This window comes from Thermocoleostomius sinensis A174 (assembly GCF_026802175.1).
In the GTDB taxonomy this organism is placed as follows: Bacteria; Cyanobacteriota; Cyanobacteriia; order Elainellales; family Elainellaceae; genus Thermocoleostomius; species Thermocoleostomius sinensis.
This window is the reverse complement of the sequence record NZ_CP113797.1, coordinates 5,261,350-5,284,092: the sequence shown is the minus strand read 5'-3', so window position 1 is coordinate 5,284,092 and position 22,743 is coordinate 5,261,350. Positions and strand designations below refer to the sequence as shown.

The window sequence follows — 22,743 nt, the reverse complement described above, 5'->3', positions numbered from 1 at the left end:
TTTAAGGACGGCTTTGGGCTTGCTGAAGGGCCTCTCGACTATTTTGACGATAAACCTCGATGCGGCTTTGGGCAATGTCGTAGCGAGCATCGTCCGGAGGAATCAACGCCATCAAATCAGACGCTTGTTGCCATTGAGCCGCCAAGGTCAGCCACTCTGCTGAAGTGTCGGCCGTTTGTCCAGCTTCCACAGCCGTTTGGGCTAAATTAACCGCTTTTGTAAATGGATCGTCATCCACTGCGACAGGACTATTCGTGGGTGAATCCGTTGAGGCGGGTTCTGATGCGGCCGAGGCAGGAGATTCAGCAGGGACAGAGGGTTCAACCTCTGCTGTCGCAATCGTCGGATCAAGCGTGGCGGCTGGTTCAGAAGACAGGTCGGGAGAGGAAACCGAGGCAGATTGAGACGAGTTAGATTGTCGCTCTAGCCAATTGGCTACTGTCCAACCTATTAACAATAGAAACAAGCTGAGGCTGGCTCCACCCACCAAACCTCGCCAAAACAATCGCTTTTCGCGAGCCACACGCACCGGAGAATTTTTAGGCAACGAAGCCTTGGGATCGATCGGCTTCCGTTCTTTTGTCCCTTGAGTGAGACGCTGAAACAAGTTGGGGCGTCTTAAAGTAATTTCTTCAGACCAAAGCAACTGATTATCGGGATCACGATTAATTTCATCGAGCCAGAGAAGCTGCTGCTCTCGCACAATACGACTGTTGATATTAACGCGACGAATGCGGTGAGGCTGAATGGACTCTAGGATTTGGCGAACCCGAGGAACCAACACAGATTGTTCAAGTTGCTCTGGCGTGGGCGCCTCGCATAGCAGTTGCAGCACCCCTTGCTCAAACACGGCTCTAGTGCGAATTCCAGAGTCAGCTAGCTTATCGTTGAGAACTTGAATAATTGCAGAGACACTGCCTTGACGTGCCTGCCTCGCAATATCATCCATCGAATCTACCATTGCTCACTCAGCATTTACTGTTATAAACATCAGGTTAGACGTTGTATCATGTAGGCGAAGAGTCGTGTTAATTAAAAATAACCTTTTTTTAAGCCCTTCTGGTATACTTTTTTCCCCAAGTATTGTAAGCGAAGGCTGGTAATTGTAGTCTAAAGATTTTAATTAAAGGGAAAAAAGCTGAACGGCAAAAGTTCTCCCGACTCCCGACTCCCGATTCCCCTTACAGCAAATGGTGATAGTCGTTAAAGCGACGAATTTGCCAGAGATCGGTATTGAAGCGGTTTTGATCAGTACGTTGCCAGCGCGATCGATCCACCCAAAATTCAAAAATCGCCGTGTTGCGGGCATGAATACGCCACGATCGATCACAGCCCATTAGCTCAGCAATTAGGTGTTGCAGAATCCAACTGTGGGTTACAATCCAGAGTTGCTCTCCGTCAGCATGGCGATCGATAATACGATGCACAAATTGGCGGGCCCGCGATCGGGCTTCTTGTAGAGACTCGGCTCCAGGGATTTGAATCCAATCGGACGAGCTTTCCAATTGATGACACAAATCGGGATAGCGCTCTCTAGCTTCTGCCCAGGTCAATCCCGCAAAAATCCCGTTCTGAAATTCCTTCAGTTCATCAGCATACTCCACCGCGATCGCCGGTGACGGGTTGGTGGCCAAAACCTCCAGTGGTGAATCCACCTCACCATCTACTAAATCACTGACCATCGCTGGTAACGGCTCTGCTAAGAAATGAGCCAGCAAAATTTCTGTTGTTTGGACTGTGCGCTTCAACGGGCTACTATACACACAGGACGGTCGCCATGCTTCTGCCAATAACCGCTGGGCTAGTTTTTCTGCTTGTCGTCGCCCTTCATCGGTGAGTTCAAATTCTCGTTGTCCCTGCATCCGCTTTTGTTGATTGCCCACCGATTGAGCATGACGGATAAAGAGCAGCTTCAGCAGCGTCATAGGCGTTTTGACGGTCGATGGCACCTAAGATTTAGGGTTTCATTATATAGGGGAGAGAGGGAACGGGGAACGGGGGGTTGGGGGTTGAAAATTGGGATAGGGAGAAGCCTTTATCCTTGTTTTTCCTCATTCATCGATCGCCTTTGTAGGGATACAACAGCCAGGAGGATTAAGATGCCACCGATGATTTGCGCTAGGTCGAGGGTTTGCCCTAGCCACAGCCAAGCTAGGGCTGCTGCAATCACAGGTTCGAGGGTGGCGGCGATTGAGGCTTGAGAAGCTTGCACTTGCTGAATTCCCCAACACAGCAGGGAAAAAGGAATTAAGGTGCCACCGATACCCACGAATAAAATGCCAGGCAAGTTGGCGGGTGCAAAAACGGCTGTAGGCATGCCTTGAGCGGTTTGGAACCCAATCCAGAACAAACTAGAAACTATAAAGGCGCGAAACATGACGCCGATCGCACCATAGGTATGCACGACCGATTCACTTAGAACGGTGTAACTGGCAAAGAACAAGGCACTTAATCCCGCTGCAATCAGTCCTAAACGATTCAAGGCTAGCTGGCTACTGAGTACGCCCGAAACCAGCACCACACCCACAATAGCTGCAATCACAGCAGCAATTGTCGTAGGGGCAGGCCATTGCCGCATCTGTAGGGCAGTTAATGCGACGACCAGGGCCGGGGCTGTGTACTGAATCACCAGCGCCACCGCCACTGCTAGCCGATCGATCGCCACATAGTAGCTAACTGTGACAAACGCCAGAGCAAATCCCAGCAGCACCAATCGCCATTCAAACCAGCGATGAGACAGCGGTTTGGCAGGGGGAGATCTCAGTGAAGTTGGGCCAAACTGATACAGCAACGATAGCCCGATCGCCGCCACGACAGTGCGGGCCATTGCCAACTCAAAGGGTTGCACTCCTGCGGCAAACAGTTCGCTGGCTACAATCGCTGCCACTGCCCACAGCATTGCTGCTATTGCGATCGCCGCCAATCCTAAGTTTTTCATGCCTGATCCTTTACCCTTTCAAAGGTAGATCCACTAAGGCTGCTCTCAAAATTTACTACCTCCGTGCCCACATTCTCTCTAGCCCGTTCTAGGACAGCAGTCCCATCAATCGCAAAAAGCTAACCAGTCCAAACAACAAAAACAAGCCGCTGCCAAGTGCTGTAACGGTTCGTTCAGAGATGCGTTTGCAAACCATGCGTCCACAGAGGACCGCTAACGCGGCACAAATGGCGTGACCCAAAATGGCCCCAGCGGTGACACCATAGGGATTGTTCGCGGCTGACAAGGCAATCGTCGTGAATTGCGTCCGATCGCCCCACTCTGCCACAAAGGTGAGTCCAAATGCTTGCGACAACACAGCTAATCCATTATGACGCTTCAGTTTGGCTTCCGCATGCTCGACCACCTCGGCAGCCTCCTGCTGTTCCTCTAAATTGGGCTTTGTGCCCATCCGGTTTGCATCGTAGAGCAGCTTGAGACCAAACCCTGTAAATAGTAACACTTCGGCCCACCGCACATACTCACTTGGCAACAGCCCAGCCGCTTGCCCCAACAGCACCGACAGAATGGTCATGGCAGCCAAAGCTGCGATCGAACCAACAAACACCCATCGCCGCGAATGACGCATCGCCAGGATAGCGGCAATAAAAAACGTCTTGTCGCCCAGTTCCGAGATAGTAATTAACAAAAGCCCTGCTGTAAAGGCAGCTAACATAGTGCTCTCCTCAGATAAATCGCAAATCGAAGTCTGAGTGAGCTTGCATATGAGAAGACCCCACCAAGCTCACCTCAAACGTGAACCTAGTGAAGGTCTCGCTAACAAGATTTGGTTTCCTGTTGTCTAAGCCAGGTTTATCACCAGCATGTTGACTTAGACAGTCCGATCAACCGAAGCTTTGGCGATCGGCAGCTACTCCCCTTCATTTCCATCTGAATTTACTGAGTTTTTGCTATTCTGTCAATCCAATTTCTAAAAATCGGGCACTTCAATAAAGGGAATATCGGGTACTGGAGATGGAGCCGGGGCTGGCGCAGGGGAGGGGGCTGGCGCTAGTTCAATATAAGGTTCTGGTTCCGGCGCTGGCGCTGGCGCTGGTTCTGGAGAATAGCCCGCTTCGGGTTCAGTTGGAATGAAGGGTTCTGGTTCCGGCGGGGGGATGTAGGGTTCTGGTTCCGGCACTGGCACTGGCGCAGGGAAGGGAACCGGGTCAGGAATTGGGGCTGGCGCAGGCAATGGACTCGGTGCAGGAATCGGACTTAGTGCGGGTTCCGGGGTTGGGGTTGGGCTGGGAGAGGGAGCAGGTGCAGGCGTAGGAGACGGCGTTGTAATCGTCGGCACAGGCTGAGAGTCACGCTCTTCAGCTAGAAACAGGGTATAAATGGCTCCACCAGCCAACAGCAGTAGTGCAATACCTCCTCCGATCAGCAAGAGTTTGGGTGGCGATGAGGATCGTACCGGAACCGGATAGAGATCGGCTGGCGATCGCCCCCTGGACACTGGTGGCAGGGGGGTTGTCAACTGAGGATTGGATTGATGCGAAGCCGCTCCCGAAGCTGCTCCCGAAAAGGCAGTCGAGTTCCCAGCTTGATAGTACGTCGCCGGAGTAGTGGACTGAGGCCCTGCTTGCGGAGTCGTGCCTGGAGGTGAGGGGGGGGTGGAATGGTGAGGCAGGTGCGGAGCCACAAACTGGGTTGGTGGGGTACTAGGAGTTTGAGGTGGGGACGATCGCGAGACGGGGGAGATGGAAACTGGCTCAACCGGAGGAACCGGAGCAGCGAACGGAACCGCAAAACTTGGTTCGGAGGTGGGCGATTCCACAGACTGAGGGGGGGTTGTGGTAGAGGATTGCGGGGTTGGCAACGAATGGGTGGAGTAGGGATAGGTTGGGGGCGAAGAGATAGTTGGAGCCACTAATCCACCAGATGCAAGGTGTGTTGGGGCTGTCCCACCATTGGCTCCCTGTCCCGATGCCGTAAGTTGGTATAACGCTTGCAGCGCTTCTGCGGCAGTTTGGTAGCGATGCTTAAAATAGTGCCGCACCATTTTATTAATTACCTCAGCAAAGCCATCGCTGACCTGCACTAACGGTCGCCAAATCACCTCACCATCTTCATCTTCTTGCAGAAATGTTGGCAGTACGCCCGTTAGCGCCTGGATACCTACCATACCAACCGCATAGATATCACTGCTGGGGCGTGGTTTGCCAGTGGATTGCTCAGTGGGCATATAGCCAGGTGTGCCGATCGCCACCGTGACACTTGCTTGCCCCATTTGAGTAATCTGCTGCATCCGTACCTGTTTCACTGCGCCAAAATCAATCAACACCAACCGATTGTCACGCGATCGGCGGATGATATTATCGGGTTTGATGTCGCGGTGAATGACGTTTTGATTGTGGATAAACGATAGCACCGCCAGAATTTCTTGTAGCAGTTGCACAACCTGCGTCTCTGACCAATGGCGCGTTTGATGTAACTCGGCACTAAGCGGATGCCCGTCGATAAATTCCTGAACTAGATAAAATTCCTCATCATGTTCAAAATAAGCCAATAGCCGAGGAATTTGGTCATGGTTTCCCAACCGCTCTAGGGTTTCAGCTTCAGTAGCAAACAACCGTCTAGCAATTTCTAAGACGTTTGGATCAGTGCTAGCAGGTCTTAACTGCTTCACTACACATTTTGGATGCCCTGGACGCAGCATGTCTTCTGCGACATACGTTCGACCCATGCCACCCGCACCTAAAACATTAACTATTTTGTAGCGACCACTGAGTGTAGAACCAATCATGGTGCAGATAGCATCCCGTGACGTGTGCAACTTTTGATCTAATGAGAGAAATCCGTAGATCTTTCTACAGAGCCAATGAGCTTTGTTCCGGCAATAGTCATGAATTGAGACAATGATATTAACCGTTCAACAGGAAAACAGCCGTCTTGATAGAAGGGAATGGAAATGGCTGAGCAACTTTAGCAAACCAGCGTTATCTCTAGTCTATTTGATCCATTCTGTTTATACCTATTCACTCTACGGTCTGTTACGAAAACCTAGCCAAGATTTTCGATCAGTTTAACCTGTCTGTTGTGCTCAGTTAATCCTCAGTAGTTTGTGACCAATGTAACCGTTTCACCAGTTTTGTCTTCGCAACCAACGGATAAAGATTCCTAAAGCATGGTGTCAGAAATTTAAAATTGAATTTTAAATTTGCGATCGTGTCCACTGTTTTTGACGAACATAAACAGCATTTGTTGCCAACCGATCCAGCCAACCGATCGAATAGACCTAACAGCGGGAAGAAGCATTCTTGTAATAGGGACTCTTGTAATCGAGATAATGGCAATCGATCTGAACACCCATTGATCTCTCGATCGGGAAATTGATCCAAATACAGTGCTATAACACCGTGAATCCGCCCTAAAGATCTCAGCCTGGACAATTGATTCACAACATGATTCCTACAATGATCCCTAGGATAATCCCCGTAGTAATCCCTAGCGTGGTCGGCTGTATCATCCAATTGTTGCACCTGCAATCGCTCTCCATCAATCCATACTGGATCACCAAAACTGAGAAATTGCTGTAATCGCTGCACTTGATTTGGAGATGATTCTAAAATCCGCGATCGCCCTGCTAGATACCGTAAATCCTCAGCCTCCAAACCCCAAGCTAGATTACACCCCAACATCGCTACATCTTGTGGAGAAGGCGTAGGAAGCTGATTTAGCAAAGGATTACACCCAGACGGTGGAAATAAGTTTGTGGAATTTCGATCGGTTGTTAGGTTGGATGTGTGCTCTGGATCTTCTACAGGCTCCATAGATTTCACAGACTTTACGGGTTCTACGGGGTCTGTGTCCCTTGCCAAGTGGTTTGGATGCCATAGATCTCGATGGCGATAGAGGGAACTACCACTGATGCCAAAGGTTGTCAACCGTCGAAACCGTGCAGTAATGCCAGTTGGAAGAGTATTCGTTTCAAGCAAACGGGCAACAGCCTCACGGATTCTCGCGCGTGCTAATGCTGTCTGTTGTTGGTTCCATGTCGTTGTTGATGCGGTTTCTGTCTTTTCTGCGTCCGATCGGTTCGATCGCCGGCCAACACCATAGGGAAAATAGTGACTTGCCTCGACACAACGGGCCCATTCACTGGCTCGTTGCTCAATATCGGGTTGGTGCTGACACCAATCGTAATAGCCCGGTAGCGATCGGGCTGTGGATACAATCTTATCCACCAACGCTTGTCCGGTTAAGGGGTCTCCTCCTGCTAACCAATGATGGAACACATAAGCCCGCATGGCGATTCGTCCCAACAGGCGATTCGTTTGTCCGTGGCCCGTCCAGCCCATCTCAATTTCTGTATTTAAGTCCTTAAGAAATTTTTCCGCTTTCCCAGACATTGCATACGGCTTGCAAACCGGCTGTAGCAATTGTTTTAGCACCTGATCATTCAGGTGATTGCGCTGCTTGGCAAAGTTCCAATGTTGCACAAACGTGGAATGATCGCTCCAGATTGGCTGAAACTCTGCATCAAGTAAGTAAGACCCCATTTGTAATGGCAATCGATGGGCATTAAACAAGCTTGGCAATTGTCCGGCAACGTAGGGCTTGGCATTGGGAAATACTTCCAACTGCCCCGATCGCAATTTAAAGCCAGCTTGGGTCAGAAGTGCCGTTACTGCCGCTGCTACTTTCCAGGAACTTTCAGCCTTCTGAAACGGGAAATACAAATGAATGCCGCCACTATAACTGGAGGTACAAGCGACAAAGTTAACTAACCCTAACGGTTCCAACGCTGCTGCAATGTTACCAATGGCAAAGCGATCGTGGGTTGGGTGGTAAACGCTGGTGGTGTCAATATCGAGCAAACAGTAAGCGGTTTTCTTGCCGAAACGGACCCCAAATAGCTGAGTGGACTGTTGAATTGTCCGATCGGACAAGGGATAGCGACTTTCGGTTTTCCAGTGGGGCTTTTCGGTTGGGTCAGGCATCTCTGCATAGAGAAAATCGTAGCGGTGGGGAAAGAGCGCCAAAAATTCGTCTCTTTCTTCTACCGCGCTGAATACCCGAGTAGCAGCAGATGTAGCGATATTGATTTCCCCTAAACGCTATCAGTAGGGGATCATTTTGCCAGATTTGGTTTGACGGCACAGCAGACTCGATCAAACTGATCGATCTGATCAGTCTGTCTCTTTTACCTAAAAGGCTTGCAGCTAGCGGACTACAAAAATTACAGGTGAGGAAATACGGAGTCGATAGTGAGGCGATCGAGAGAATCAGGTGAGAACAAACGGAGCAAGTTGTCTCAAGGGTAAGACGCCATGATGTTTGGATCAGAGAAATAGTTCATAAGCGATTTGAGATGAGACAAGAGTAGGACACTCGTGTTTCCTGAGACTGTGCTGTAATTGCTGTGCCTAGGCAATAGCCCGCAATTTTCCGGCCGATGCCAAAGCTTGCTCCATCCACTACCAAGGAAGGAACCACATCGACAATTCAGGTTGCCAGTAGACGCATCTGAACGAGTACGGTTTGATTATCAAGCAATTTGAACTGAATCAGGCGAGACTCTGCTGTGCCGTCTGAAGGTGGCAACCCACTGGGACGTTGCGCTCTCGTTATAATGCATTCGTACTTATCTCCCACCTTTTCTATAGATGGACAACCCAAGCGCTCAACGAAACCATCCAGTTCCTTGGCTGGCATGGTAAATCGTACGTGTGCTTCGTATTCAATATCAATGGGAATTGGACCTAGTAGACCATCGAACTGAACGTCTGGGGTAACTTCTTCAGGAAGAGAAGCGCCAATCATGCGTTCGGTCAATTCACGGGGCGATCGGACAATCGACACTCCAAACACTGTTCCCAGGAATAACAAACCTGCAACAACCAAAATTCCACAGCTTGCTACCATCAAACGCAGATAGTTCATAGAGTCTCACAATGCATTGCTAAGGTCTTGAGTCAACGGTTTTCGAGAAGCTGTTTGAGCGTTACTGATTGTTTAAATCAACTACTAGTAGTCAGGATTGCAAGACAGTCCTATGAGTTCCCTCTACTTTGAAGACGAGATGGTGTAGTGCCAGACTCGCTTGCTGCTCTCTATACTACTAACATCTACTACCGTGTGGTAATATAATGATAAGAATAAATTCCTTAAGTTTGGAATGCCTCCCATGCCCACAAAGTCAGCGAAGAATCCTGTTGCTGCTCAGGACAAAGTACCCAGAATAAGTGTGCCAAAAGCAATGAATGCAGAAGCAGTGGATGAGTGCGGCATTTCCAAACTCACGCCCGCAGCCTTGAGCCTAATGGCAGACTTCTTCAAAGTCTTATCAGAAGTGAGTCGGCTTCAAATTGTCTGTTCCTTGAAAACAGGTGCAAAGAATGTGACGGAGATTCTTGAAGAAACAGGATTGGGGCAGGCAAATGTTTCCAAGCATTTGAAAATGCTGACTCAAGCGGGGGTAGTTGCCCGTGAGCAGCGTGGCGTCTGCGTATACTATCGCATTGCCAATCCATTTTTGTTTGAACTGTGTGATTTGGTTTGTGATGCGTTAACGGTGCAGATTGAACAGCAAAGCCAACAGCTTCAGCAATTGTCGCAGTTAAGGCAGGTCCGTTAGAGTTTGCTGAGATCTTCAAATGCAATTCCGACAACTTGTTCGAGACGAACCGTTTGACAGACGACTCGTCTCGTTTTTGTATCCAAGTCAGTGATTTCTAGGATTTGGTTGCCGTAGTCGGACAAAATCTTGGCATCTGAACCAATGTAGTAAACGCGATCGCCAACGTTAAAACTCAAGGGGCTATCCGACCATTGAGGGGATGGGCTGTTACCACCCCCTGCGCTATGTTGTCTAGCGGCGGAGCAATTTGTTGAGGGGTTTGAAAATATCGGCTTCAAATCCTTCACCCTTCAGCATCCTGTTCCAGTACAACCAAGGCAACACATAAGCTTTTGCCAAATACATCGAGTAGCGTTCCTGGGTGGGATCAAGCGGAAACGAGGGAGCCAGCTTTCCCCCATAGGCAAACTCTGCCATGATTGTTGAGTTGTAACCTGTGATCAGGGGACAGCAGGTATAGCCATCGTATTCTGCTGCGATCGGCTGCGATTGGATTAAAGACAATAAGTTCTGAACCAAGATCGGGGCTTGCTTACGGGCAGCGGCGGCCGTCTTAGAAGTTGGCAAAGAGGAGGCATCCCCTAAGGAAAACACATTGGCATAACGGGTGTGTTGCAGCGTAGCTTTATCAACATCTACCCAGCCGCCAGCCCCAGCCAGTGGACTTTGCTTGATGAAATCAGGCGCACTCATGGGAGGGGCCACATGGATCATATCGTAGTGAAGGCTGACTTCCTCAACGCCGTTATCCGTAGTGACATCAAAAATGGCTTCTTGCGTATCGGCTTTGATTTCCTTGAGATTGTGCTTAAATTTGGTGACAATGCCGCGTCGTGCCACCACTCGATCCAGAGAGGCAGAATATTCTGGCACGGCAAACATGGATGCCCCAGCGGTGCAAAACATCACGGTTGTGTTGACTCCGACGCCGCTATGGCGCTTGAAGGTATCATCCGCCATGTACATCACTTTCTGGGGTGCACCGCCACACTTGATGGGTGTAGCAGGATAGGTGAAGAGAGCATTCCCACCTTTGAAGTTTCGGATCGTTTCCCAAGTGTAGGGGGCGTAGTCTTTGGAGTAGTTACTGGTGACTCCGCCTCGACCCAGGGCTTCTTTTAGTCCTTTAATCAGATGCCAGTCAATTTGAATGCCAGGACAGAGCACTAAGTAATCGTACTCAATGACTTGTTCTGCTTCGGTGATGACCCTATTGCGATCGGGATCAAGTTTCGCCACCCGCGCTTGAATCCAAGTTGCGCCGTTGGGAATGACATCTTTTTCATCCCGAATGAATTTGTCAATAGGAGACACACCGCCGCCCACCAGCGTCCAGCCCGGTTGATAGTAGTGTTTGTCAGACGGTTCAATAATGGCAATATCCAGGGCGCGATTTCGCTTCAGCAGTTGGGCTGCAACCGTAATTCCGGCGGCTCCTCCCCCCACAATCACAATTTGGTGGTGCTTCACCGGAGGGGCGATCGCCTCAGGAGCCGAGAGATTTTGATGAATCTGTTCAGCAGGTTGCGTTGATTGGGTTTGCTGTGCAGTCGGTGACACGGTAGTTCCTCAAATGTAACGAAAGGTATGGAAACTGAGTTAGTAACATGAGATATTAATTATGTCTATCATACTACCAAGTAGTAATATAGTTGTTCTTTCTGAAGAAAACCTTAAATCAGTCTTGGCTTGACGCAAATCAAAGTTGCAGATTATATTACTATATGGTAATTTAATTGATATGAGCTATCTAAGGTTAACATTACAGGGCGATCGCGTTCATGGTGACTGGCTATCTCACGTTTTTCTCAATCTTGGTTGTCGTTGCCATCCTGTTTGTTGCAGGTGACACCTAGAATGCAACCCTTTTGTAAACACCGTCTCACGAGGTAAAGAGCAATGATATTTCGCCAATTGTTTGATCAAGACACCTGGACTTATACCTATCTGATTGCTGACCCCAACACCAAGGAAGCGGTTTTGGTTGACTCTGTAATTGAGCAAGTCGAGCGCGATTATAAGCTAATCAACGAGTTGGGATTGACCTTGAAATACTGCTTAGAAACCCATGTCCACGCTGACCATATCACAGGTGCTGGAAAGCTGCGGGAGTTGACAGGCTGTGAAACCATTGTGCCAGCGAAGGCTCAAGTTGCCTGTGCCGATCGCCATATTCAGCATGGAGAAGTCTTGAAAGTCGGCGAGATTGAAATTCAGGCGATTGCAACTCCAGGACATACCGACAGCCACATGGCGTATCTGGTGAACGGCGATCGAGTGTTGACGGGGGATGCGCTGTTTATTCGCGGCTGCGGACGGACTGATTTCCAAAGCGGTGATGCAGGTACACTATATGATTCTGTGACAGAGAATCTGTTCACGCTGCCAGATGGAACGCTCGTGTATCCTGCCCATGACTATCGCGGTCATAGTGTTTCTACCATTGCTGAAGAAGAACAATGGAACCCGCGCTTTGTGGGGCGAACCCGCGATCAGTTCATTGAGTTTATGAATGGGCTGAATCTTCCTGATCCCAAAAAAATCATGGAAGCGGTTCCGGCAAATGAACAATGCGGTAATGTGCTTGTGACTAGTTAGAACGATGGCGATGGTATCAAATTTTTACGATCGCTCCAGCATGAAGCAATTTTGGTAGGCTACATTACCCAACACTTGAAACAGTTAGGAGAACTCCATGACCAGCATGAATGAGATGTCTTTCAATCATCCAAGTCAAACTCGACGCGATCGTTTGAAAACCATTGATCCAGACTCTCTGAATACCTTATTGAGTCAGCAAGCCGTCACACTCGTCGATGTGCGTGAGCCTTCTGAACATGCGGGCGAAAAGATTCCCGGTTCAGTTCTGATGCCGTTATCCAAATTTGATCCAAATAGCATTCCATTTGATAGCAACAAACCTACAGTGTTGTACTGTCGAACAGGGAATCGCTCAGCCCAAGCGGCACAGAAATTGTTTGCAGCAGGGCTGGATGAAGTGACGCACTTGGAAGGAGGATTATCGGCTTGGGTGCAGGCAGGGTATCCAACTGAGGTAAACAAAAATGCGCCCATTAGTCTGATGCGCCAGGTACAAATTGTGGCAGGTTCTCTGGTGGTAATTGGCACTGTACTGGGTGCGTTTGTGTCTCCCTGGTTCTTGCTCCTCAGCGGTTTTGTGGGTTCCGGGCTAGTTTTTGCTGGAATTACTAATACCTGTGCGTTAGCCATGCTACTTGCCAAATTGCCTTACAACCAGCGCGTTTAGTGTTCTAGGACGTTCATCAGAACGTCCTATTTTTTTGGCGGTCGTTGCGATCAATACCTCGATCATCCGCGATCGTTCAGCTTGGAGTGACTCGAAAAACAAATCTGGAAAAAGACATCAATGTTGACGACTATCATTGGGCACTTGCTGGCAGTTTGCATTGGCATCAGCTTGGGGTTAATCGGTGGGGGCGGGTCAATCTTGGCAGCTCCTGTTTTGATTTACATTATGTCCGTTCCGGCAAAGTCTGCCTTCGCGATGACTCTGGTAATTGTGGGAGTCGCGAGCTTGATTGGCGCCATTCCCCATTGGCGGCAGGGCAATGTCAATCCTAAAATTATCGCGCTGTTTGCGCCCGCTTCTATGCTAGGGGCTTATTTGGGAGCGCGATTAGCCTCGTTGCCATTCATTACACCCACCATTCAACTCGTGACCTTTGGAGTGATGATGCTGGTTGCCTCAATTAGTATGATTCGTAAAGGAGCCAGCAAATCGGAAAAATCGCTTGATAAAGCTAGTCATTCTGATCAACATACAGTCATTCCGAAATGGTTGGCGATCGCGCTAGAAGGGTTGGTGGTTGGGGTGCTTACAGGCTTCATTGGCATTGGCGGTGGGTTTTTGGTGATTCCAGCGTTGGTACTGCTCGGCAATACTCCTATGAAAGAGGCGGTAGGAACGTCTTTGATTATTCTGGCACTGAAGTCTGTCACCGGATTTGCCGGATATTTTGGTCACGTTCCGATTGATTGGACGCTGCTTTTGTCGTTCACGATCGCCTCTAGTGTCGGAATTCTTTTGGGTTCTTATTTAAATCAATTTGTCAGTGCCAAGCAACTTGAAAAAGGATTCGGTTACTTTGTCTTGGCCGTTGCTATCTTTGTTTTAATCAGACGGTAATTTAAAAGTGCTTGATGGGAGGTTCCAGACAGACGGACAGAATTCATACCGTTACAATAAGTAAATTGATGAGGGAGCCTGTCACGTTTGTCGCCCTCACCCTAGATCCCTCCCTCACAGGGCGAGGATCTTCAATCCGGCTCTCTTGTCTCCGCTTGAGGGCAGGGGTTGGAGAATGAGGGTTAGACTTGCATTAGACTTGCAACTGTGACGCTCCCCATTGCCGATTCCTTCTAAAACCTTATCGATGAGGCAAGGATGAATATCTGGGCTGATACTGTCGCACTATCGCGAATGCAATTTGCTCTGACTGCTATCTTTCATATGCTATGGCCCGTGTTGACGACTGGGATGGGAATCTATCTAGTCATCGTTGAGGGCTTATGGCTCAAAACACGCAACTCCGATTACTACTATCATGCTCGTTTCTGGGCAAAACTTTATGTTCTCAACTTCGGTATTGGTGTCGCCACAGGCTTACCAATGGAGTTTCAGTTTGGTACGAACTGGGCACCGTTTTCAGAAGCGGTGGGCGATTTTTTTGGCAGTATTTTGGGCTTCGAGGCTGCAATGGCATTTATGCTAGAAGCCGGATTCTTAGGTATCATGCTGTTTGGCTGGGAACGGGTAAATCCTAAAATTCATTACTTCGCTACAATCATGGTTGCCTTTGGCGCAAACCTCTCCACTTTCTGGATTTTGGCAGCAAATTCTTGGTTGCAAACCCCCGCAGGCGGAGAAGTGGTGAACGGAAAGTTCATTGTCGATGATTACTTTCAGGCAATTTTGAATCCGTTTATGTTCATCAGCGTTTCCCATATGTTCTTCGCAACGTTGGAAACCTCGCTGTTTGTCATTGGCGGCATTAGTGCCTGGTATATTCTCAATCATCGTCATGCCGAGTTCTTTTCCCGATCGCTCAAGATTGTCGTAGCCGTAGCGATCGCCGTCACGCCTTTGCAGATCTACATTGGGCACCTCAGCGCTGAGCAGGTGGCTCACTACCAGCCAACTAAACTGGCGGCAATGGAAGCCAAATGGGAAACGAGTCCAGCAGGACAACCCGCGGATTGGAGCTTAGTGGCGTTACCCAATAACAAACTGGAGCGAAATGACTGGGAAATTTCCATTCCTAATGGGCTGGGCTACATTTTGGAGTTCAAGAAAAATCTCTCTGAACCCGTCTTAGGCCTTAAGGAATGGCAGCCAGACGATCGCCCCAAAATGGTGGGCTTGGTTTACTATTCGTTCCGTCTTATGAGCGGAATTGGCTTTTTCCTGGCAGGTTTGATGGGAGTGAGCGTAATTCAATGGCTGCGGGGCAAGTTCGCACCAGAGGCGATCGCACAACAAAAATGGCTATTGCGAACCTGGCTACTGGCGGCTCCGTTAGGTTACATTGCTGTTGAATCTGGCTGGATTGTGCGCTGCGTAGGGCGACAACCCTGGGTTGTGTATGGGCAGATCCGCACGGCGGATGGTGTGTCCAATTTGCCTGCTAGTGAAGTATTAACATCGCTGCTGATCTTTGCTGGAGTGTACACGACGTTGTTTATCTGTGCGATGTTCTTTGGCAGTCGTATCATTCGTCAAGGTCCAAACTTAGAATTGTCAGTGCCAGGCATTGAGAATCAGCCCGCGGTAGAGACAGAACCGGCTGAGTTTATTCCCGATCAGCGCCCAGTTGAAGCCCAGCAGTAGTAACCTTGGCAACATTGAGCAATCTATCTACGCAGAAGTAGACCTCGTTCAACGATAAGCGTATGGAGAACCTAGAACACTTTTTAACGCAGGTCTGGTTTGTCATTTTGGCCCTGTTTCTATTTCTCTATGTCATGCTGGATGGCTTTGATTTAGGTGTGGGTATTTTGTCGCTAACCAGTTCCAGCGAGGAGCGACGCGGTATTTTAATGACCAGCTTAGGGAATATTTGGGATGCGAATGAAACCTGGCTAGTGCTGATGGGCGGAGCCTTGTTTGGGGCATTTCCCCTTGCCTACGGCACGATTTTGAATGCGTTATACATCCCAATTTTTGGCATGATTTTCGGTTTGATCTTTCGGGCTGTAGCCTTTGAATTCCGCGAACATTCCACCAATAAAGTATTTTGGAATCTAGCGTTCGGTGTGGGAAGCTTCATGGCAGCCCTATTTCAGGGCTTTGCTTTAGGCAGCGTTCTGGAAGGGATTGCCGTAGATGAAGCCGGTCATTTTGTCGGTAGCATTTGGGATTGGCTGGATTGGCGATCGATTTTGGTTGCCCTAACGCTGATTCAAGGGTATGTCTTGATTGGCTCAACCTATCTCATTCTCAAAACCGAGGGAGAACTCCAAGCCACGCACTACCGCACCGCCAAACTAGCAGCTATTACCACCTTGATTGGCGCAATCTTGATTACGATCGTCACTCCAGTAGTCTACGAAAACGCCAGAGCCAAGCTGTTTCATCAGCCAGAAGTTTATATCTTTGCGCTGATTCCTTTACTGGGTGTGGTGTTGATTGGACTCCTGCTAAGAAGTTTGAACCAGAAAGCTGAAGCGACTCCGCTAGTTTGGACAATCCTACTCTTTCTACTCACCTTTGTTGGGTTAGGGTTAGTTGTGTTTCCTTACATCATTCCACCTAGCATCACCATCTATCAAGCAGCAGCAGCCCCTAGCGCACTCGTTTTCATGATCATTTTCATTGGATTTTTGATTCCAATTATGTTGTTCTACAACATCTACAACTACATTGTGTTTCGAGGCAAAGTATCAGGAGAGCATTACAGTGAGTCATGATGCTGTTTGCAGGCATTGACCTGCAATCATTTGGGTTCTTTGTCAAAATGAAAGAACTAAATATTTAGGGAAAGGAATAGATGCGACGGTTGAACCGCAGACAATTCTTAACGCTGACAACAAGTAGTGCCGCGACATTACTATTGGCTCGTTGTGCCGAGAGTCAACCGCAGGCTCAGGCGAACTTCAATGCAGAAAGTTCGACTCTTTCTAGGGAGCTTTCCAACGTTCGTTCACCCAGGATAGTGAAATTTGATTTGGAAGCACAGCCTAGTTCAGTGACGTTGGGCGATCGCACTGCCAATTTATTCACCTATAACGGACAAGTTCCAGGCCCTCAATTAGAAGCGCGCCCAGGTGATGCTGTGCGGATTCGCTTTACCAACCGCCTATCCGAACCCACCAATCTCCACTATCATGGACTTCACATTCCCCCCACAGGTACGGCGGATAATGTTTATTTGAATATTGGCAGTGGTCAAACCTTTGATTACGAATTCACCTTACCGACCGATCATCCTGCGGGAACATTCTTCTATCACCCCCACTTTCATGGACGAGTTGCCGATCAAGTCTTTAGAGGGTTAGGCGGTATTTTTGTTGTTCGTGGCGATCTCGATGAAATCCCTGAGGTGAAAGCAGCACAGGAAGAATTTGTTTTTTTAAAGGATTTTGAGATTGATCCAAACGGACAGGTTCCTAACCCAAATCCAATGCAAATCATGCAAGGACGAGAAGGTAGCCTTGTCACCGTCAATGGCAAAGAGAATCCTATCTTTTCCTTGCAAACGGGGGGACTGTTGCGGTTGCGAATGATCAATGCGTCCACATCACGGTTTTATCGACTGGCATTAGAAAACCATCCCCTACACCTCATTGCAACAGATGCCGGGGCGATCGCCGCTCCGGTTGAGCTACAAGAGATATTGCTATCTCCTGGTGAACGCGCCGAAGTGCTGGTGCAAGGTAATCAGCCTGCTGGAGAATATCGATTGCTGAACCTTCCCTACGATCGCGGCATGATGGGCATGATGGGACAAGGGAGCATGAGGGGAATGGGCAGCATGAGAGGCATGGGAAGAATGTCTGGTAACGCTTCTCAGACCACGCCTCAAGTATTAGCCACAATTCAGTACAGTGGCTCCACAGCACCGCTTCCTCTCCCGCAACAGTTGCTGCCCGTCGCAGAATTGCCTCAGCCTGCTACCTCGCGCCGGATTGAACTGTCGATGGGCATGGGCGGAATGGGCATGGGGCGATCCGGAATGGGCATGGGCATGGCATTTTTACTTGACGGTAAATCCTACGATCACGATCGCGTTGATGCGACGGTGCAACTCGACACGGTTGAGGAATGGGAAATTGTCAACACTGGCCCGATGGCAATGGATCATCCTTTTCATCTTCATATCAATTCTTTTCAGGTGATTAGCCGAAATGGTCAACCCGAACCCTATGTTGCATGGAAAGATACGGTTTTAGTGAGAGCCAACGAAACCGTCCGCATTCGAGTTCCGTTTCGCAACTATGCTGGCAAAACGGTTTATCACTGCCATATTTTTGATCACGAAGATCAAGGCATGATGGCAACGATCGCTATGCAAGCCTAGAGAACTCGGCAAAAGGCAAATTGAACACGGAAAACTGAGGATTGATCAAACGTGTAGGGATGGATCACCCACACCCTACACGTTTCTGATTATGAAGGATTCATGATGAAGCCCTAATGAGCGAGTCAACGTTTACGCCATCACGGCTTCGCTCGCCTTTGGTTTCTCAATTGGCAGATCGGCTTTCTTCCAAGCCAGCCAAGAGCCAGGAATATTCACAACCCGTTCAAACCCATGCTTCTTCAGAATGCTTGCCGCGATCGAAGCCCGATATCCACTGCCACAATACGTCGCGATCGTTTGGCTGCGATCGAGTTGATCTAAATGTTCTTCCAAATGCGCCACAAATGAGTGCTTGGCTCCGGGGACAAATCCATTCTTATATTCATCATCTCCTCGCACATCCAATACCGTCACAGAAGGATCTTGCCGATGCTGATTCAGTTCATGCACCGTCCATTCTTCTATTCTTGAGAGCGGTAATCCAGCATTCTGCCAACTGGTCATACCGTCATGTAGATAACCTGCCAAGTTGTCGTAGCCAATACGGAACAGTTGATCCGTTACAAGTTTGACATCCCGTTCACTTTCGACAATCACTAAAATGGATTGTTCCGGATCGATCATCCAGCCCACCCAGTTGGGAAACTCTGGACGCAACGCAATGTTGATCGCCCCTGGAATGTGTCCACCTCCAAAGGCAAGAATCGATCGCGCATCAATCACTACCGTGTTCCTGCATCTTTTGCTGAAACTCATCCGGGGTCAGCGGTTGTAAAGTCGGCGGGCAACCTACAACGGGTGCACCTTTGGCATTCACCTTCTTCAGTCGAGCATAGTGGCGCGGCGGTTCCGGCATCTCACTCATGATCCACTCCACAAATTCGCTTTCCGATCGCTCCTGAAGGGCAGGATTGAAAATACGCTCATTGCCGATCGTGCTTTGTCGGCGATCGCCAATCGACTTCCCACAAGCAGACCCCGCACCATGACAAGGATAAATTTCAATGCGATCGCCCAAGGGCAGCATCTTGTCAAACAGCGTATGATACAACTGCGCGGCTAATTTCTTCTCTGTGCCACCCCCCAACAAGTCCGGACGACCCACATCTAGATTGAACAACGTATCACCTGTGAATAATCCAAATGGTTCTTCACCTTGCTTAGAGTCATAAATTAGCAGCGAAATATGTTCAGGCGTATGTCCCGGCGTATGTAGCGCCCGCAACGTGACACTGCCAATGTGAATTTTGTCTCCCTCTTGCAATTGATGCACATCAAACTGATAATCCTCAGTTTTTCCGCCATAGATGGGAACCCCCATCCGCGCCTTCAATTCGTGGGAACCGGAAACAAAATCCGCATGAATATGAGTTTCCACACTCGCAATTAGCCTTACCCCAATCTCTCTGGCTCGCTGCAAATACACATCCACATCCCGTCGCGGGTCAATAATTGCAGCCACTCCCGCCTTATCGTCCCCCACAATGTAGGACAACTGCGCCAAACCTTCTACGTTAATCTGTTCGAGTACCAGTGCCATAATATTTTCTTCCTTCGATCGATCTTCATTGATTTAACATAGTGCAGCATTAGTTTGCATTCGTGCATTCTGAAACGTACTGTTGAAAGAACTGCTTCATCTGCGGACTAGATTCACAATCAAATCCCAATTGCTTTCCCTTTTCCATTGCAGCGTCAGCACCCATGCCTTCACGAGTGGCAACATACATTAGTGCCATTGCCCCAGAGCGCAATCCACTTTTGCAATGGACAAGGAGCGGTTTCGGTAATTGTTCAATTTGGTTCATGATTTGATCTGTCTGCTCCTGACTCAGCGCATCGGGACGCACGGGCAAATTGACATACTGGAGTCCGGCAGCCTCAGCGTGCTGTTGTTCATCACCCAATGCCCCTTCCTCTTGGGGCGATCGCAAATTCAGCACCGACTTGTAGCCTTCCTGTGCCGCCTGTTGCAAATCATCAGAGGTTGGTTGCCCCATTGCTACGATAATATCATCGTTGACTGGCTTAACATTGTTCATTTGGCTTTAACCTATTCTTATTTAACTATTCTACCAACTGGTAATACAATATCAGCGACAGCCACTTGATCAATCTAACTCCCGTAGGATTGTTGACCTCATTTATGACGAAGACCCTCTTCTACCGGGTGCGAAGAGGGCTGAATTGCTGGAAGGTTAACTGCATAGAGCAGATCAGTGACAATCTCTAATCTCTATCGAGCCGCGATCGCCACTTTTCCGCATTCCTGATTAGCGGGCACCGCTTCCATAATCTTCTTGGGATTGGGCAGGTTGAGGTTTGCCATCAGGTCAATAAAGCTCTCCCGCGTTTGTCCTACAAAGCGAGGATTCCACTGCTTCTCTTCGCCGATCGTAGAGACCGTTTCGCCCTTATAGTCATGTCCTGGATATACCAGCGTTTCATCCGGCAAGGTAAACAGGCGTTGGGTGATGGCATCGTACATTGCCCCAGCATTGCCGCTTTGAAAGTCGGTGCGTCCGCAGCCGCGAATGAACAGGGAGTCTCCCGTCAACAGATGCGTCCCGTTGACCAGATACGCCATGTGGCTGTCGGTGTGGCCCAGAGTGGCGATCGCCTCAATCTGAATTGAACCCATTTGCAGCACTTCGCCATCCTGGATAAAGCGATCGGCACAAGTCGCTTGGGCATTTGCAGGAACGACCCCCAAACATCCCGTAGCATCCCGCAGCTTGCCCGTACCCGTAACATGGTCAGCATGGATGTGGGTTTCCAAACAGTAGCGCAGAGTCAAGCCCAATTCTTTCAAGATACGCAGATCGCGCTCCACTTGTTCAGCCACGGGATCGACCAGGATGGCTTCCTTCGTGTCCGGGTCAGCAATCAGATAGGTATAAGTCCAGGTAGCTTCATCAAAAAGTTGGCGAAATAGCATTGTTAGAGATCTCCTTTTGTTGCAGAGTGAACAGGTTGAGAAACGCAATGCCGCAATCCCTAATTTCGTAAAACAAGCGGCTAAAGCGATTGGTAATGAAGTGAGAGAGGGATGGTTGTTCCTTTTCCTTTATTCATTATATCACTATATAGTTATATTTAATAGCCCTGATTATAATCAAATTTCTGATCTCAAGCATCGCCACTATTCCGTCAGATTCATCTGCCCCCGGTAGCCTGTGATCAATCGGCTGCCATCTTTGAGAATGTGAATTTCCATTTGATCGCTAGCCCAGTTGAGGCGATCGCGAAAGGCAGGATTGAACACATGCACTCGTTGATTGCGCGAAGACACCAGGGAATCTGGCGTATGCACTGCCAGCGATTCGACGTAGGGGCCATCCACTAAAATATCTAACTCATCTAGCAATGCCTGTGCGCCGGTTGGGGCATCAGCTCTTTGCAGTTCCTCTAGAGTGAATCCGGTAAATGACATGACATTCAGCCCCTGCGCTTTGGCTTGATGGGCCAGTTGTGCCAAAGCCGGTGCTTGCCAAAACGGTTCTCCACCCGAAAAGGTCACTCCTTCGTTGCGTGGATTCGCCAAGATTTTGGACAGCAAGTCATCAACACTCACAATTTGATTTGGTTCAAACGACCAGGATGCTGGATTGAAGCATCCTGGACATTCTCGCAAACAGCCCTGTACCCAAATCACCGCACGACAACCAGGGCCGTTCACTTCTGATTCATCCACATAGCCCATGAGGTTGAGATGACCCGGTGGAATTTCCATTTGTTTTAGCGCGGCTCTTTCCTGAGAATTTGGCATTGAATTTGGCATTGTTGCTACTCTTTATGCTTGCGTGGAAGGGATGAGTTGGTGCTGAGGATAGCGAGTGGGAATCCCTGTCGTAGATTGAATGCGATCGCAAAAAATCTGCAATTGCTCTACGCTCACAGGTTTGAGGGAACGTACAGGGTAAGGTCGAGATCCTGAAGTATGGTTGCCCCGTGCATCCAGTTCGTGACGAGTTGGTTTCGGACGGGTAGGCGTGTTGATCTGAATTTCATCGGGCAGCAGTCTTTGCATCAGCGTGATGTAGTCGGCTTGTTGCTGATCGCTCCACGTCGAGAGCAGCATGGTTTGGATTGATAGGATGCCTGAATATTGTTGCCGAAACTGCCACAGCCCTGCCCAAAGTTGTCCGAGGTCTAAGCCGTCGAAGGGTCGGTTAATGCGTTGGAAGAAACTGGGGGCGATCGCGTCTAGTTTGACCGAAACGCGATCGGCAATCATCAGATCTGCTCGAACATCTGGATCGGTGAGTAAGCTACCATTGGTCAAAACAGCCAGGGGCTTTTCGGTGATTGCTTTGGCAGCCGTCAGAATATCCGCCAAATTTTGAGCTAGCGTAGGTTCGCCGCTGCCACTGACGGTGACAAGATCCACATCCCAGGGCGCAAAAGGTTGTAGATCTTGTTGAATTTGTTCAGTTGAAATGAAAACTTGTCGAGTTGTGGTCTGATATTCAATTTCGCCAAGCTGACAGTACACACAGTTGAAGGAACAGGTTGAAACCGCGCCGATTGGGTCAATTCCCAAAGACTGCCCAAATCGCCAGGACTTTACGGGGCCATAGATAGAGTTAAAGAAACGTTGATTGTGCAACATCGTTCAA

20 protein-coding genes and 1 pseudogene are annotated in these 22,743 nt (G+C 49.0%); 7 read left to right on the top strand and 14 right to left on the bottom strand.

Going from position 1 to position 22,743, the window contains the following annotated elements; translation table 11 throughout:
- Position 1: 1 nt before the first annotated feature.
- The 7 genes from OXH18_RS22900 to OXH18_RS22870 all read right to left on the bottom strand — a co-directional run bounded on the left by OXH18_RS22900 (position 2) and on the right by OXH18_RS22870 (position 8,866).
- Entirely contained in the window at positions 2 to 961 is a 960-nt protein-coding gene (locus tag OXH18_RS22900) for a RodZ family helix-turn-helix domain-containing protein (RefSeq protein ID WP_268609813.1), read from the bottom strand.
- Between the two features lie 220 nt (positions 962 to 1,181).
- Positions 1,182 to 1,925: a histidine phosphatase family protein gene (locus tag OXH18_RS22895; protein ID WP_268609812.1), complete on the bottom strand. Its 744-nt coding sequence runs from the start codon at positions 1,923 to 1,925 to the stop codon at positions 1,182 to 1,184.
- Between the two features lie 110 nt (positions 1,926 to 2,035).
- Positions 2,036 to 2,938, bottom strand: coding sequence for an EamA family transporter (locus OXH18_RS22890; protein ID WP_268609811.1), 903 nt, complete (start codon positions 2,936 to 2,938; stop codon positions 2,036 to 2,038).
- A gap of 88 nt (positions 2,939 to 3,026) precedes the next feature.
- Entirely contained in the window at positions 3,027 to 3,653 is a 627-nt protein-coding gene (locus OXH18_RS22885; protein ID WP_268609810.1) for a TMEM165/GDT1 family protein, read from the bottom strand.
- A gap of 255 nt (positions 3,654 to 3,908) precedes the next feature.
- Positions 3,909 to 5,726 carry a serine/threonine-protein kinase gene (locus OXH18_RS22880; protein WP_268609809.1) on the bottom strand — a complete coding sequence of 606 codons (1,818 nt, stop codon included), beginning with the start codon at positions 5,724 to 5,726 and terminating at the stop codon, positions 3,909 to 3,911.
- 301 nt (positions 5,727 to 6,027) lie between these two features.
- Positions 6,028 to 7,965 carry a hypothetical protein gene (locus OXH18_RS22875; RefSeq protein ID WP_268609807.1) on the bottom strand — a complete coding sequence of 646 codons (1,938 nt, stop codon included), beginning with the start codon at positions 7,963 to 7,965 and terminating at the stop codon, positions 6,028 to 6,030.
- 463 nt (positions 7,966 to 8,428) lie between these two features.
- On the bottom strand, positions 8,429 to 8,866 hold the full coding sequence (locus tag OXH18_RS22870) for a hypothetical protein (protein WP_268609805.1): 438 nt from the start codon (positions 8,864 to 8,866) through the stop codon (positions 8,429 to 8,431).
- Positions 8,867 to 9,182: 316 nt separating this feature from the next.
- Here OXH18_RS22870 and OXH18_RS22865 point away from each other — a divergent pair, with 316 nt between their 5' ends.
- Positions 9,183 to 9,560 (top strand): ArsR/SmtB family transcription factor, encoded by a 378-nt coding sequence (locus tag OXH18_RS22865; protein ID WP_268613238.1) that lies wholly within the window; start codon positions 9,183 to 9,185, stop codon positions 9,558 to 9,560.
- Here OXH18_RS22865 and OXH18_RS22860 read toward each other — a convergent pair.
- Together OXH18_RS22860 and OXH18_RS22855 are read right to left on the bottom strand one after the other, a co-directional pair.
- Positions 9,557 to 9,739 (bottom strand): hypothetical protein, encoded by a 183-nt coding sequence (locus OXH18_RS22860; RefSeq protein WP_268609804.1) that lies wholly within the window; start codon positions 9,737 to 9,739, stop codon positions 9,557 to 9,559. The genes OXH18_RS22865 and OXH18_RS22860 overlap by 4 nt on opposite strands.
- A gap of 55 nt (positions 9,740 to 9,794) precedes the next feature.
- The gene (locus OXH18_RS22855; RefSeq protein ID WP_268609803.1) at positions 9,795 to 11,123 is read right to left on the bottom strand and encodes an NAD(P)/FAD-dependent oxidoreductase; all 1,329 of its coding nucleotides are present in this window, start codon (positions 11,121 to 11,123) and stop codon (positions 9,795 to 9,797) included.
- Positions 11,124 to 11,462: 339 nt separating this feature from the next.
- On the opposite strand from OXH18_RS22855, the gene OXH18_RS22850 reads away from it, so the two are divergent.
- The 6 genes from OXH18_RS22850 (at position 11,463) to OXH18_RS22825 (ending at position 18,121) form a co-directional block, all read left to right on the top strand.
- Positions 11,463 to 12,161 carry an MBL fold metallo-hydrolase gene (locus OXH18_RS22850; protein ID WP_268609802.1) on the top strand — a complete coding sequence of 233 codons (699 nt, stop codon included), beginning with the start codon at positions 11,463 to 11,465 and terminating at the stop codon, positions 12,159 to 12,161.
- Positions 12,162 to 12,258: 97 nt separating this feature from the next.
- A complete protein-coding gene (locus tag OXH18_RS22845; RefSeq protein ID WP_268609801.1) occupies positions 12,259 to 12,831 on the top strand; it encodes a rhodanese-like domain-containing protein in 573 nt (190 codons plus the stop codon).
- A 120-nt stretch (positions 12,832 to 12,951) separates the two neighbouring features.
- Positions 12,952 to 13,731, top strand: coding sequence for a sulfite exporter TauE/SafE family protein (locus OXH18_RS22840; RefSeq protein ID WP_268609800.1), 780 nt, complete (start codon positions 12,952 to 12,954; stop codon positions 13,729 to 13,731).
- Between the two features lie 258 nt (positions 13,732 to 13,989).
- Positions 13,990 to 15,432 (top strand): cytochrome ubiquinol oxidase subunit I, encoded by a 1,443-nt coding sequence (locus OXH18_RS22835; protein ID WP_268609799.1) that lies wholly within the window; start codon positions 13,990 to 13,992, stop codon positions 15,430 to 15,432.
- Positions 15,433 to 15,494: 62 nt separating this feature from the next.
- Positions 15,495 to 16,511: a cytochrome d ubiquinol oxidase subunit II gene (gene cydB, locus OXH18_RS22830; protein ID WP_268609798.1), complete on the top strand. Its 1,017-nt coding sequence runs from the start codon at positions 15,495 to 15,497 to the stop codon at positions 16,509 to 16,511.
- 80 nt (positions 16,512 to 16,591) lie between these two features.
- A complete protein-coding gene (locus OXH18_RS22825; protein WP_268609796.1) occupies positions 16,592 to 18,121 on the top strand; it encodes a multicopper oxidase family protein in 1,530 nt (509 codons plus the stop codon).
- Between the two features lie 132 nt (positions 18,122 to 18,253).
- Here the strand turns inward: OXH18_RS22825 and OXH18_RS25405 are convergent.
- From OXH18_RS25405 to OXH18_RS22795, 5 genes and pseudogenes are all read right to left on the bottom strand, one after another.
- Positions 18,254 to 19,664 (bottom strand): annotated as a pseudogene (locus OXH18_RS25405) (rhodanese-like domain-containing protein).
- Positions 19,665 to 19,713: 49 nt separating this feature from the next.
- Positions 19,714 to 20,166 (bottom strand): protein tyrosine phosphatase family protein, encoded by a 453-nt coding sequence (locus tag OXH18_RS22810; protein WP_268609793.1) that lies wholly within the window; start codon positions 20,164 to 20,166, stop codon positions 19,714 to 19,716.
- 194 nt (positions 20,167 to 20,360) lie between these two features.
- A complete protein-coding gene (locus OXH18_RS22805; RefSeq protein WP_268609792.1) occupies positions 20,361 to 21,062 on the bottom strand; it encodes an MBL fold metallo-hydrolase in 702 nt (233 codons plus the stop codon).
- Positions 21,063 to 21,266: 204 nt separating this feature from the next.
- The gene (locus tag OXH18_RS22800; RefSeq protein WP_268609791.1) at positions 21,267 to 21,905 is read right to left on the bottom strand and encodes a 4Fe-4S single cluster domain-containing protein; all 639 of its coding nucleotides are present in this window, start codon (positions 21,903 to 21,905) and stop codon (positions 21,267 to 21,269) included.
- Positions 21,906 to 21,917: 12 nt separating this feature from the next.
- Positions 21,918 to 22,736 (bottom strand): radical SAM protein, encoded by an 819-nt coding sequence (locus OXH18_RS22795; protein WP_268609789.1) that lies wholly within the window; start codon positions 22,734 to 22,736, stop codon positions 21,918 to 21,920.
- Between the last annotated feature and the right edge of the window lie 7 nt (positions 22,737 to 22,743).